This window comes from Chitinophaga sp. HK235 (assembly GCF_018255755.1).
GTDB lineage: Bacteria > Bacteroidota > Bacteroidia > Chitinophagales > Chitinophagaceae > Chitinophaga.
This window is the reverse complement of sequence record NZ_CP073766.1, coordinates 2,972,738-2,985,593: the sequence shown is the minus strand read 5'-3', so window position 1 is coordinate 2,985,593 and position 12,856 is coordinate 2,972,738. Positions and strand designations below refer to the sequence as shown.

At 48.2% G+C, this 12,856-nt stretch carries 10 protein-coding genes and 1 tRNA gene; 3 read left to right on the top strand and 8 right to left on the bottom strand.

Annotated features, from left to right (window positions below; genetic code table 11):
• Positions 1-74: 74 nt before the first annotated feature.
• From KD145_RS10275 to KD145_RS10250, 6 genes are all read right to left on the bottom strand, one after another.
• Positions 75-1,592, bottom strand: a complete 1,518-nt coding sequence (locus KD145_RS10275) for an NAD(P)H-hydrate dehydratase (RefSeq protein ID WP_212005803.1) — start codon at positions 1,590-1,592, stop codon at positions 75-77.
• Positions 1,593-1,695: 103 nt separating this feature from the next.
• Positions 1,696-2,220, bottom strand: coding sequence for a hypothetical protein (locus KD145_RS10270; RefSeq protein WP_212005802.1), 525 nt, complete (start codon positions 2,218-2,220; stop codon positions 1,696-1,698).
• A gap of 125 nt (positions 2,221-2,345) precedes the next feature.
• Positions 2,346-3,542: a Na+/H+ antiporter NhaA gene (gene nhaA, locus KD145_RS10265; RefSeq protein ID WP_249219786.1), complete on the bottom strand. Its 1,197-nt coding sequence runs from the start codon at positions 3,540-3,542 to the stop codon at positions 2,346-2,348.
• A gap of 95 nt (positions 3,543-3,637) precedes the next feature.
• Positions 3,638-5,518 (bottom strand): OstA-like protein, encoded by a 1,881-nt coding sequence (locus KD145_RS10260; protein WP_212005801.1) that lies wholly within the window; start codon positions 5,516-5,518, stop codon positions 3,638-3,640.
• Between the two features lie 6 nt (positions 5,519-5,524).
• On the bottom strand, positions 5,525-6,529 hold the full coding sequence (locus tag KD145_RS10255) for an MlaD family protein (protein WP_212005800.1): 1,005 nt from the start codon (positions 6,527-6,529) through the stop codon (positions 5,525-5,527).
• Positions 6,530-6,655: 126 nt separating this feature from the next.
• Positions 6,656-7,879, bottom strand: a complete 1,224-nt coding sequence (locus KD145_RS10250; protein ID WP_212005799.1) for an N-acetylmuramoyl-L-alanine amidase — start codon at positions 7,877-7,879, stop codon at positions 6,656-6,658.
• Between the two features lie 185 nt (positions 7,880-8,064).
• On the opposite strand from KD145_RS10250, the gene KD145_RS10245 reads away from it, so the two are divergent.
• Positions 8,065-10,839: a putative LPS assembly protein LptD gene (locus KD145_RS10245; RefSeq protein ID WP_212005798.1), complete on the top strand. Its 2,775-nt coding sequence runs from the start codon at positions 8,065-8,067 to the stop codon at positions 10,837-10,839.
• Between the two features lie 34 nt (positions 10,840-10,873).
• A complete protein-coding gene (locus KD145_RS10240; protein ID WP_212005797.1) occupies positions 10,874-11,071 on the top strand; it encodes a hypothetical protein in 198 nt (65 codons plus the stop codon).
• Between the two features lie 106 nt (positions 11,072-11,177).
• Here the strand turns inward: KD145_RS10240 and KD145_RS10235 are convergent, their stop codons facing one another.
• Positions 11,178-11,921, bottom strand: a complete 744-nt coding sequence (locus KD145_RS10235) for a 1-acyl-sn-glycerol-3-phosphate acyltransferase (protein ID WP_212005796.1) — start codon at positions 11,919-11,921, stop codon at positions 11,178-11,180.
• A 36-nt stretch (positions 11,922-11,957) separates the two neighbouring features.
• On the bottom strand, positions 11,958-12,629 hold the full coding sequence (gene ung / locus KD145_RS10230; protein WP_212005795.1) for a uracil-DNA glycosylase: 672 nt from the start codon (positions 12,627-12,629) through the stop codon (positions 11,958-11,960).
• Between the two features lie 133 nt (positions 12,630-12,762).
• Between ung and KD145_RS10225 the strand changes: the two genes are divergently transcribed.
• Positions 12,763-12,836 (top strand) — tRNA-Arg (locus KD145_RS10225).
• Positions 12,837-12,856 lie beyond the last annotated feature (20 nt).

The following is a 12,856-nucleotide window of genomic DNA, read 5'->3' as shown; positions in this document are numbered from 1 at the left end:
AATGATGAATTAAAAGGGGAGGGGAGATATTTGTTAATATCTGCTCATGGGGGTGTGATTTACACTTTTGGCTGTCAATAAAAGCACTCCATAAAAGCGTTGCCAAGGTTGGAAATAATGTCTGCCGCGCTCATGGCTTCCTGCGAGAGATGTGCTGCGGCCAGGTCGCCGGCATAGCCATGTATCCAGGCACCGAGTAATACAGCTGCTTTGGGAGAATAGTCCTGGGCCAGCAAACCGGTAAGGATCCCTGTCAGTACATCGCCGCTGCCGCCGGTGGCCATACCGGGGTTGCCGGTGGCATTAAAATAAACTGCGCCATCGGGGCAGCCGATAGCGGTATACCTGCCCTTGAGCAGAATATACAACTGCAGGCGCACAGCCTGTTTGGACAACAGTTCCAGCCGTTCCACATCATTGGCAGAAGGTCCGAAAAGGCGCTCAAATTCTTTGGGGTGAGGTGTCAGGATAGAACCTGCCGGCACCTGGTATAACAGGGAGGGATATACGGCCAACATATTCAGTGCGTCGGCATCAATGACCATAGGGCGTTTATAGGTGGCCAGCAGTTTTTCGAGGGAGCTGGCAGTAGCTGTAGCGGTGCCCAGCCCCGGGCCTATGCCGATGGTTTTATAGCGGGCATCGGCCTGTTCGTGAAAATGGGTACTGTGGTCGGGCAGTTCATCAGTAATACACATGGCACAGGGCTCACTGATCTGCATAATATCATACCCGCAACCGGGGATATGACAGGAGAGCAGCCCTACACCAGCCCGGATGCAGGCTTTGGCGCTGAGTACTGCGGCGCCCATTTTGCCCCGGCTGCCGGCTATCAGCAAAGCATGACCGTAGGTGCCTTTATGAGAAAATGGTGTCCTCGGCATATAAATGGTACGCATCATGTCCAGATCTGTCAGATGGTAACGTGTAGACGTATGCGTTATATAGTCCGGTGACAGGCCGATAGGCAGAATATGCACCTGCCCCGCCACGGCTGCATTTTCGGGCAACAGAAAAGCCAGTTTGTAAAACTCGAAACTGAGGGTATGATGGGCCTGTATGACCGGTGTGTTACGGGAACTGGTATCCGCTTTCAGTCCGGAGGGCATATCGATGGCCACAATGGCATGACGGGGATGCTGGTCATTGATCTTGTGAATAATACCCGCCAGCCAGCCTTCTATCGGTTTGTTGAGACCCGTGCCAAAGATGGCATCCACAATCACAGCAGATGCGGGCAACTCCGGAAAGCCGGTTACATCAGCGATTTCACGGATACGGCCTGCATATTGCTGTTGCAGCCGCCGGTAGTAATAGATATAATCTTCGCTGGCTTTGCTACCGTATTCCAGCAGACAAACCGTTACCTGATAACCTTCATCCAGCAGCTTTTGAGCTATCACCAGCCCGTCGCCACCGTTATTGCCTTTACCACAGAAAATATAAAAAGGATAGGAAGGGGGATAGTGTTCCATCAGCCAGTCAGCACATTTGCCTGCAGCCCGTCCCATCAGGTCGGTGCTGCTCACAGGCTCATGCGCTATCGTAAAAGCGTCGGCCTCCCGGATCTGGGCAGCTGAGAAGATTTTCATAGCCAGCAGTTGAACAATAAAAGTACTTTAAAATGACGGAACATAAAAAACGGATCATGGTGAGCCATGATCCGTTTACGGGTTATTAGTGTTTTATTTCCTGTTAGAAAGTGAATCTTGCAGATAAACCGCCAATCTCTTCACCAATGAAGTTGGTTGGTCCAACAAACTGTACATAAGGTTTGAGATCAGCACTCAGGTTTAAAGGAATATTCTTGAAGGTATATTCGATACCGATGATACCATCCAGACCCGGAGATACGTAAGTACCTTTGCCCTTGTCTATATAACGGTCCCAATCATAGTCACGGCGGTCATAGAAACCAATGTGCGCGCCACCACCAGCGTACATGTTCAGCTCAGGCTTACCGATGTTCCAGTGGTATTCGTACAGACCAGTGACAGTAACATTGGCCCTATGCTCGTGGTTGGTGGTTACCAGACCTTCAATGGCGTGAGGGCCCTGTATAAAATGCTTGATAGTGAAACCTACCACCCATGGGTTCACACGGATACCGAGTGCGGTATTGTAGTTTTCTACGCTGCTACCGTAACTTTTCTTTTTCTGCGCGTTAGCCTGTACTGCCAGCAGGGCAATCAGACTGAATAATAACACGACTTTTTTCATAGATTGTTGCTATTTGAATTGATACAAAAAATGTATGCGTCTATTAACGTTGGCTAATCACTCTAAAGTATATACGACTATCCAAAAATTCGGAGTAGGCTTACAATAACAGTGCCAATCAGCTATCAACTGCCTTTTTTGATGAGAGGGGCCGGTTTCAGCATACGGAGGAAAATAAACCCTGCAATGCCCGCTATCAGTGAAGCTGCGATAACAGAAATAATGGCAATGATCTGATATTCTCTTTCTTCATAAGCCAGGGAAGAAATAAAAATAGACATGGTAAAACCGATACCGGCAATAAGGCCTACGCCGATCAGCTGCATCCAGCCTGATTTGGAAGGCAGACTGGCCAGCTTCAGTTTTACAGCTGTAAATGACAAGATGAAAATACCGAGGGGTTTGCCCAGCACCAGGCCCGCAATAATACCGTAGCTGATATTATTATGCAAGGCGCCCACTACATCTGATGGCAGTTGTATCGCGGTATTGGCCAATGCAAAGAGGGGCATGATAATAAAATTCACCGGGTCATGCAGATCGTGTACCAGGTCAGCAATTTTTTCCTGCGGGATACAGAAGGCCAGCAGAACGCCGGCGATGGTGGCATGTACGCCGGAGTTGAACAGGCAATACCACAAAACCACACCGGGTATATAATATAATATCAGGCGTTTTACTTTCAGGACATTGAGTAATATCGGAATCAGCAACACGGCTCCCGCCATGAGCAGGTAGTGCATGTCCAGATGCGGGGTGTAAAAAATGGCGATGGTAAGGATGGCGCCCAGGTCATCGATAATGGCCAGTGCCATCAGGAATATTTTCAGGGATACCGGTACTCTTTTGCCCAGCAGGGAGAGGATACCCAGGGAAAACGCAATGTCGGTGGCCATGGGGATGCCCCAGCCATGGGAATAGTCGGAACCGGCGTTAAATAAGGTAAAGATGAGAGCGGGGAAGAGCATGCCGCCGATAGCTGCCAGTACGGGGAGTATGGATTTACGAATAGAAGAGAGTTCACCTACAGTCAATTCCCGTTTGATTTCCATGCCTACGAGAAAAAAGAACAGTACCATCATGCCGTCGTTTATCCATAACAGATAGGAGTTGGGAAGATAAAGGGAGCGGTACTGATAATGGTGCCCGCCGGCAGGATTGAAAAGGGCGTTCCAGAAGTCAACATAACCTTCCTGCAGGGAAGAATTGGCCAGTACCATAGATATGATCGTACAGAGGATCAGTATAATGCCTACGGCACGGCTGTCTTTTAAAAAGGTGTGGAGGGGGGACAGGAGGGTTTTGAATGCGCTTCTGATCAAGATAAATACATTTAGTTATTAGATTATTTGATTATTGGGTTATTTGATTATCGGGCAACAACCAAATAATCAAATAACCCAATAATCAAATGAATTTATTGCATTAGCTCGTACTTCGTTTTGGGCTTCCGTTTGATATCCCAGTGGAAGTTTTCCAGCTGCAGTTGTTCTTTGGGTCTTTGGGTGAAAGGAAATACTGTTCCTTCCGGATCTTTAATCATTACCACTTTATCTACTTCTCCCTTTTTAAAGAAGATGTTGATGATAGCACATTGTGCTTTATTGACGCTCATATAGGCGCCCGACTGATCTTTTATGTAGTTGATGGTTTCCGCGTTTCCTTCCACATGCATCCAGTCGAGTGATTCGCCTGCCACGTAGCCGGTGATGGTATTGCCTTTCACCTGGTTATACATTTCAGGGCCGGCTTCGTTGATGATAAAAGCGTTTTTGATCATCAGCACTTTATCGGCAGTCTGGTTTTTGGTGAACATCAGCATCGTGTCTGCACTGAGCTGTGTGGTATTGTTGGACCATAATACCGGATTACGGAAGAACCGGAAGATAGAGTCTTTGCTAGAGTAATATACACTGTCGGCCACACCCTGGAGGGAGTCGGAGAACATCCGTACATGGTGATAGGCCAGGATATAGCGCTGGTCTGCGGTATCCTTCGGTGTGGAGAGAGCTATACTGTCTGCATGGTGTTTGATGCCAGGCAGGGAGTCTTTCGCGATAATATCGGGTGCCGGCGCCATTTTAACCAGTTTGACCCGGTTGGAGTCGAGTTTATTTTTGGTTTTGGCGAGTACACTGTCGGCCACAAACATCATGATAGCTCCGGGAACGCTGTCCAGTTGTTTTTTGGCGAGGGAGTCGCCTTTATTGACCGGAGAGATGTTGATGGGTATATATTCCTTTGGCCGGATGGTTTTAAGAGGGCGTAGCTGTTCCTTGACCGGTTCTCTTTTGAGGCCGCTCACGGAGGGGATGGAGAGGCTGTCGCCAGGCCGGATAATACCGGAGAAAAGGGTGTCGGCGGCCAGGTACATGGTATCCTTGTTTTTCTCCATGATCAGCAGCGGCTTTTGTGTGGCCAGGATGGTCTTTTCCTTCTGGTTCACAATGCCATGGTTAGCCAGCAGCGACATTTTGCGGACGGTATCTTTATATACCATGTTGCCGGTGGCATAGGCCATACCGGTGATTTTGTCCATTTCTATATTGTCGGCGGTGAGGGTGCCGGTGCTGTCTTCGATAGTAGGACGGTTGCCGAAGTTGCCATAACCTTTGTCGGTATTATAATAACCGCTGGTGGCGTACATGATGCGCTTACCTTCATTGATGGTGGTGGGAGCGATGATGTTGGCAATTTTGGTTTCCGTGTTATAGAGCAGGGCGTCTGTAGTGAGCGTGTAGTCCGGGTCTACCAGTACCACGTTACGCTGGAAGTGCATTTCCTTTGTTTCGGTGTAGTAGTAGCCTTCATCGCTGGTGAGGACGCTTTTACCGTTGACCAGGCGGCCTGTTTTCAGGTAGCTGCCTATTTTGGCGTTCATATCGTATTGCAGTTCCGGGCCGGTGATGGTTACTTTTCCATCGGTGAGCCGGGCATTTTCTCTGAGGATGGCGAGCCGGGTGTTACCGTCGTAGTTGAGGTAGTTGCCATAGATATGAATGCTGTCGGCCTGATTGATATGTACGTTGCCGTATGCGTCAACGATATTGGTTTTATTGTTTTTGACGGCGCTGTCGCAGAAGAAGAGGGTGGTACCCTGTTTAAATCTGGCGTGGCCGATGAAGCGGGTGATATTGATCGTGTCTTTCTCAATGAGCTGCAGTGTGTCTGCACCCAGGATTTCGATCACGGTACCTTTTTTAGGGGCGGGTTGCGCAGGGATCTGCGCGCTGGCGGGCAATATAGCTGCCAGGCATATGACTGCCAGTAAAAGGACTGATCTGATATGTTGATTCATGAGTGCTTATTGTTGTACCGCTGCAGTATCAGAAGGCAGTGGTTTCGTTTTGTCTTTTTTGCCGAACAGGGAGAAATGCACATAACGTTTCGGGTTGACGCGGAGGTCTTCCAACAGCTTGTTCAGGCTGCCGAGTGAGTTCTGGAGGTTGTTGTACACCTTTTTATCATTCAGCATGAGTCCTGCGGTACCATCGGTGGTATTGAGTTTGGCGATGGTAGCGTTGAGGTTGGTCACTGTTTGCTGGAATTGCAGCAATGTTTTATCGAGATTGCCATTGGCCAGCGCATCGGTGGTTTTTTTAGCGTTATCGAGGATGCCGCTGATTTTTTCGTTATTGTTTTTGATGTTGCCGGTAACGGCGGCCAGGTTGTTGAAAGTAGCGTGTACACTGCCTTTCTGTGGGTCCATGAGGGAGCTCAGAGAGGCGGAGGTGTGGGAAAAGTGGCGCATGCTGGTATTGAGATTGCGCATGGTTTCCTGGAGGTTACCTTTGGCGGTGGTGTCGAGGATATCGTTTACGGCGAGCAGTACGGAGTCGATATTGGACAGGGTGCCTTCCAGCTTTTTCACGAGCGGGCTGATTTGTTCTTTCAGGGCATCTGTCATGGAGCCGTCTACTGTGGCAGCATAGATGGTATCGCCGCTTTTCAGGTATTCTGTAGCATTGCCGAGTTCCATCTGTACGGTTTTAACGCCCAGCAGATCGCTGCTGATGCGGGCTACGGAGTTGCGCGGGATATCTATTTTTTTGGTGAGGATGATCGTTACCAGTATTTGGGAGGGATCATTATCCTTTACATTCAGTTCTGAAACGCTACCTACCACCAGGCCGTTTACCTGTACAGCGTTGGATGGCTGCAGTCCATTTACTTGTTTGTAGACTGCATATATGGTTTTGTTGCGTGAAAACAGGCTCTTTCCCTTCAATACATTAAAGCCCAGTACGAGTAAGGTTATACCCAACACGGTAAGTATGCCAACCTTGGTTTCATTAGATAATTTGAGCATGAGATTCGTATACGTTCACGCAAAAATAATCAAAAAGCGTGCACGGGAAGTCGCAGACAGAAAATGTTCGAAATAAAAAGGGGAAAAGTGGGGTAAAAGGGGGGAAGTATTGGGGAGAACGTATGGTTAGCAGGAAGTTACGAAAGCGTCTTTGAAGCCGAGCTTCCGGGCTTTTCGTACAGCCGTGGTGGCCTGCTGGTCTGATTTAATATGCCGCCAGGTGTATTTGTGCATTTTTTTTTTATTCATGACAATTTGCTCCCTGGCGATATTACCATGGAGCTTCCTGAAAATGGAAGCTCCCGGTGTATAAAGTTTATCTGATATCATCAGCTGCACGCAGTATTCATCATCGGGGCGGGGGGCAGCCGGTTTTTTACCGGATTTACCTGCCTTGTGGTATGCCTGCGGGCGGCTGGCGGTCGTCTCCTCTCCCAGGGAAGAGTTGCGGCTGTTGGTAAAGCGCTCCAGTTCATCCCTGTACCGTTTGATGGCTTTGAAGATACCCATGGCCAGTTCCTGTTGTCCGTTGGCGGAGTTCAGGTAGTCTTCTTCTTCCGGGTTACTGATGAAGCCCAGTTCCACCAGTACACTTGGCATTGCAGTGGCAGACAGTACCCAGATCCCTTTTTCATTCCTTTGTCTGGCGCCGCGGCTGATGCGACCTACCTTGGTAAATTCATCTTCGATGAGGGTAGAGAGGCGCAGGCTCTGGTCGAAGTAGGCGTTACGCAGGGTGTTGAGCAAAATGAATGTTTCCGGGTCGGTATCATCCATCAGCTGTTTGGTTTCTTCTGAATTGGCGTCCAGTACGATCACGGAGTTTTGTTTCAGGGATTCCATTTTGGCGTTGTTCTTACTGGTAGCCCATATATACGTTTCCGTACCTTTTGCGTTGCTGGCGAAATAGCCATATACCGGTTGCTGTGTTGCAATCTTCCTTTTGCCTTTCTTGCGGTAAACGGTTTTGTAGCCGGTCACCTTCCGGATTTTGCCGGTAGAGTTACAGTGAATGGAAACGAAGAGATCCCCCTTGGCATCATTGGCGATTTGTGCTTTTCTGCGGGGATCATCGAAACGGTCCACTTTTCGTGTATACACCACCTTTACATCAGGGAGGTTGTCTTCCAGTATCTTGCCCAGTTTCAGGGCTACTGCCAGTGTCACCTGTTTCTCTGTGGAATAGCTTCCTTTAGCCCCGGGGTCTTCACCACCGTGTCCCGCATCAATTACAATAGTTCTGATAGGGTTTTCCTGTTTCCTGGAAACTGGATTGTTTTTTGCCTGAATAAAAAAGGTACAGGTGAATAATGTTCCCAGTCCTAAGATCCAAAATCGGTTCCAGCGCATGATTCTCATTTTAATGGGTGCTGTGATCACAAAAAATAAAAAAATAAGTTTATCTGTTTAAATTAATCATTCCTTTGCTCCATGCGTGTTTACACTACCTTTCCCACAGAACGGCACCAAACTTTACAAGTTGTCTTTTGTAATAATTTGTATAATTTCTTGTAGGTTTGTGCCCGCCTTAACACATGAGTTCTAGTTACAAAAATAATTATAAAAAGTTTTTACGGCAGACATACCTGGTATTTGCAGGTGTGGTTATTGCCGTTCCCTTTATTATAGATGCGTCCGGAGGCTCCAGGCCACACGCATCGCTGACTTTTAACAAAAATTTGGCAGATACTGTTCCCGCCCGGAAAGATACGGTAAAACCCAAGGCCGGCAAAGCCGCGGTTAAACCTACTTCGGATACCAATGTGGTTTCCCGGGATCAGGACACCACCAAACACGTAACGGTGGATACCATCTTTGTGCCCAAGGTCTCCAAAGATACACTGGACGCACCGGTAAACTACAAAGCCAAAGATTCCATTATTCTGATGGTGCCCGACAAGCGTTTTTATCTGTATGGTGCTGCCAACACAAAGTATAAAAGTATCGATCTCTCGGCAGAAAAAATGAACTTTGACCAGGCTACCGGCGTGCTGGAAGCTACCAATGCCAAAGATACTGCCGGTAAACTTATCGGACGCCCCGTGATGAACGACGGCGGCCAAAGCTTTGAATCGGATACACTCCGGTACAACTTTACCTCTCAGAAAGCAAAGATCTACAATACCCGCTCCCAGTACGGCGAAGGTTACATTCATAGTGAACTAACCAAAAAAGAAGCGGATAATACCATTTTCGGTTACAAAAACGGTTATACCACCTGTAATCTGGACACACCGCACTTCAGCTTCAGGTCCCGCAAAATAAAGGTTATCCCGGACAAACTGGTAATTTCCGGTCCGGCTAACCTGGAAATTATGGGTATCCCCACGCCACTTTATATTCCTTTTGCCATCTTCCCTATCACCCAGGGCCAGCGCTCCGGTATCCTGCCACCGCAGTATGTGGTGAACCAGCAGAAAGGGATGGGCCTCGAAAACGGAGGATATTACTTTGGTATGGGGGAGCATATGGACCTGACCCTGCGGGGTGATGTTTACTCCTACGGTAGCTGGAGCCTCACCGCCAGTCCTACCTACCGGAAACGCTATAAATACAACGGTGGCCTCAACCTGAGCTTTGCCAATACCCGCTTTGGAGACCCGGCCGTTAAGTCCGAGTTCCAGACTTCCAAAGACTTCCGGGTAACCTGGAACCACAGCATGGACAGCAAAGCCCGTCCTGGTGTAAACTTTGGCGCCAGCGTTAACTTCGGAACATCTTCATATAACAGATATAACGTATTCGATTATAATACCCGTGTTAACAACAACATCGGGTCGTCTATCACCTTTTCCAAAACCTGGCAGGGCAAGCCTTATAACCTTACCCTGGGCCTGAACCACTCTCAGAACCTGAGCACGCGTGATGTGTCTATCTCCTTCCCGGACGGTACCTTCACCGTGAACACCATCTATCCTTTCCAGCCAAAGGAAATGGTGGGCACTCCCAAATGGTACCAGAAAATCGGTGTATCCTATAATGCTGTTTTACGTAACCAGGCTAACTTCAAAGACTCCCTGTTCGGCAAAAAACAGATGTGGGACGCCATGCAGACCGGTATGCAGCACAACGTGCCGATATCGTTCTCCATCCCGATACTGAAAACACTGACCTTATCACCTGGTATCAACTATAGCGAATATTGGTACACTAAAAAGGTGGTGAGATCATGGGACCCTAAAAAACGGGTATCCCAGGATTCCGTTGGCGGTGTAGACACTACCTACGTCCCCGGTTTTTATGCAGCCCGCGACATCAGTGCCAGCGTCTCCCTGTCTACTGCTGTGTATGGAATGTATGCCTTCAGCAAACATTCCAAGGTGAAAGCCATCCGCCACGTGGTGCGCCCTACACTCAGCGCCAGCTACCGTCCGGACCTTTCCAGCGCCTACTATTATACATACCAGTACAGCGGCAATCCTAAAGATCTTACAAGAGTATCCTACTTTGATGGTTCCGTTATAGGGGTGCCATCGGCGGGGGCATTTGGAGGTCTCAACTTCGGCCTGGACAATAACCTGGAAATGAAAGTCTTCTCCCGGAAAGACACCACAGGCAACCATGAGAAAAAAGTGAAGCTCCTGGATGGTTTTGGTATCAACGGCAGTTACAACCTGGTGGCCGACTCCTTCAAGCTCTCCACCTTCAGCATCTATGCCCGTACCAACCTGTTTGATAAAATCAATATCTCCGCCAGCGGTAACATCGACCCCTATCAGGTAGATAACCGTGGGCACCGTCTGGATAAATATGTATGGCAGCAGGGTAAGATCAGCCTGGGGCGCCTTACCAATGCCAGCATCTCCCTGAGTACTTCCTTCCAGTCGAAGGACAACAAGAAGAGTCAGGACAAACGCAAGGCCATGGACTCTCTGGAGAATATCACTAACGCAGACGCCGCACTGGCTGCCCAGCAACGACAGCTGCAGATGGTGCGTAACAACCCCGGAGAATATGTGGACTTCGATATCCCCTGGCGCGTGGACCTGTCGTATAGCTTGTCTTATACCAACCAGGTCATACCCGACTCCGGAGGCGTAGTACGACGTATAACCCAGTACGTTAACTTCAACGGAGACTTCAGCCTGACACCGAAATGGAAGATAGGTCTGAATAGTGGTTTCGATTTTACCAATATGCAGATCGCCTATACGAACATGTATATTTCGCGTGACCTTCACTGTTGGCAGATGTCGATTAACCTGATACCGTTTGGTACTTTCCGGCAGTTCAGCATCACCATCAATCCCAAAGCAGGTATCCTGCGGGATTTGCGAATCAACCGATCGCGACAGTTTTACGATTTTTAGCGATATTTCATAGAAATGCAGCGAAGCAGTTAAAATGGCTTCGCTGCATTTTTTTTATGGGATATCCGATCGTATTGCCGGGCGACTGGTAGAACCCGGAGATATTGAACCATCTGAACGATATCGGGCGCGTGCAGGCGTGCCCGTAGTCGATGCAACCGTAGATAAACTGCAGGAGCTGATACGCCGCGAATGCACCGCAGAGAGGCATCTGAAGGGGCTGCTTTTATGATGTCCGTCGTTGGGATATTCTGGTATGGTGCTGTATACCCAATATAGTAGTTACTGAAACGAAAGAACCCGTTTGATTTGATTCAAACGGGTTCTTTCGTTTATGCTTAGTCTTTATTATTTGCCTCGTAATAATCCCACATCAGCCGGAATACTTTTTCTTTTAATGCGGGCATATCATCGCGGGTCATCCCGGTGGTGGGGATGGGTGGGAGTATATGGTACTCGATCCGATGCGGCCAGGCGAAGAATGTTTTTTCGGGTGGCAGGATTTTTTTGGTATTAAACAGTACCGAAGGCATCAGCGGCATCTGCGTATCTATGGCCAGTGCGAAGGCGCCGTCATAGAACGATTTCAGCGGGTCTGCGGTGCGGTTGCGGGTGCCTTCCGGATATAGGAGCATGTGGATGCCCTTGCTGAGCGCTTCTTTCATGTCCAAAATACTTTGTTTACGGCTGGCTTCACTGCTGCGGTCCACAAGTATGCCACCGATCCTGTACAGTATACCGAACAGCGGAATATTACCCATGGAGGCTTTGGCCAGGGTTTTATTGGCACCAGGTATATAACCGGTGGTGATCGGTACGTCCATCATTGAGTTGTGGTTACATACAATCACATAGGTTTGACCGGAGGCAAAGTTTTCCATTCCTTTCAGCCTTGTAGGGCAGCCGATCAACGGCAGGTATATGTTCATCCATCTGCGGCCTATAGCGATAAAAACACGTGTAGGTACAGGCTCTGGCCAAAATGAGGCAATCGAGACAGGGATAAGAACTATCAGCATCATACCAGCAAACAATAACAATGCGTATAGTGCGTAAATTCTTCCCAGTATATTTTTTAACATAACTGATAACTTACGGTAAAGATACAGATAGTTATTTTAGAGACGCCAGTCTACCGGTTCGATGCCAGCTTTTAGCAGGAGCTCATTGGTTTTGGAAAAATGTTTACAACCGAAGAAGCCATTGGCGGCGCTGAAAGGGGAGGGATGAGCCGCTTTCAGGATATGGTGTTTGGTGGCATCTATCAGGATTTGTTTGTCCTGGGCAAAGCGTCCCCAGAGGAGAAACACCACATCTCTTTTTTGGTCGGATATTTTACGGATGACAGCATCGGTGAAGTTTTCCCAGCCTATTTTGCTATGGGAGGCAGGTTCGCCGGCCCTTACCGTCAGGAAAGCATTGAGCAGGAGTACGCCATGTTCAGCCCATTTGGTGAGGTTGCCGCTTTGCGGGATTTCCAGACCCAGGTCGGTTTTCATTTCCTTGTAAATGTTGACGAGGGAAGGGGGCGGTTTGATGCCATCGGGCACGGAAAAACTAAGGCCATGTGCTTGTCCGGGACCGTGATAGGGATCTTGTCCCAGTATCACCACTTTGACATTACTAAAAGGGGTTTTCTCGAATGCGTTGAAGATGTTATTGCCAGCAGGGTAAAGGGTTTTACCCAATGCCTTCTCGTGTTTCAGGTGCATGACAATCTCCGCAAAATAGGTTTTGTTGAACTCGTCCTTGAGTATCTCTTTCCAGCTGTCTTCGATCTGAACGTCCATATTTCAATCAGTATTTTAAAGAAAAATTAAATTAAATTTGATTTATTGGAAAATATTTCCATAAATTTGCACTCCCAAAATGATAGATAAATATAGCAATTTATTTCACATTAACGGGAAAAACAAAAGATAAGTCTCGGTAGCTCAGCTGGATAGAGCAACTGCCTTCTAAGCAGTAGGTCATTGGTTCGAATCCAATCCGGGACACGAAAAGGACAAATCGGAAT

What these genes read in the sequence shown, in the direction of transcription:
- KD145_RS10275 (WP_212005803.1), bottom strand. Translation starts at nt 1,592, where the DNA reads ATGAAAATCTTCTCAGCTGCCCAGATCCGGGAGGCCGACGCTTTTACG.
- KD145_RS10270 (WP_212005802.1), bottom strand. Translation starts at nt 2,220, where the DNA reads ATGAAAAAAGTCGTGTTATTATTCAGTCTGATTGCCCTGCTGGCAGTA.
- KD145_RS10260 (WP_212005801.1), bottom strand. Translation starts at nt 5,518, where the DNA reads ATGAATCAACATATCAGATCAGTCCTTTTACTGGCAGTCATATGCCTG.
- KD145_RS10255 (WP_212005800.1), bottom strand. Translation starts at nt 6,529, where the DNA reads ATGCTCAAATTATCTAATGAAACCAAGGTTGGCATACTTACCGTGTTG.
- KD145_RS10250 (WP_212005799.1), bottom strand. Translation starts at nt 7,879, where the DNA reads ATGCGCTGGAACCGATTTTGGATCTTAGGACTGGGAACATTATTCACC.
- KD145_RS10245 (WP_212005798.1), top strand. Translation starts at nt 8,065, where the DNA reads ATGAGTTCTAGTTACAAAAATAATTATAAAAAGTTTTTACGGCAGACA.
- KD145_RS10240 (WP_212005797.1), top strand. Translation starts at nt 10,874, where the DNA reads ATGGCTTCGCTGCATTTTTTTTATGGGATATCCGATCGTATTGCCGGG.
- KD145_RS10235 (WP_212005796.1), bottom strand. Translation starts at nt 11,921, where the DNA reads ATGTTAAAAAATATACTGGGAAGAATTTACGCACTATACGCATTGTTA.
- ung (WP_212005795.1), bottom strand. Translation starts at nt 12,629, where the DNA reads ATGGACGTTCAGATCGAAGACAGCTGGAAAGAGATACTCAAGGACGAG.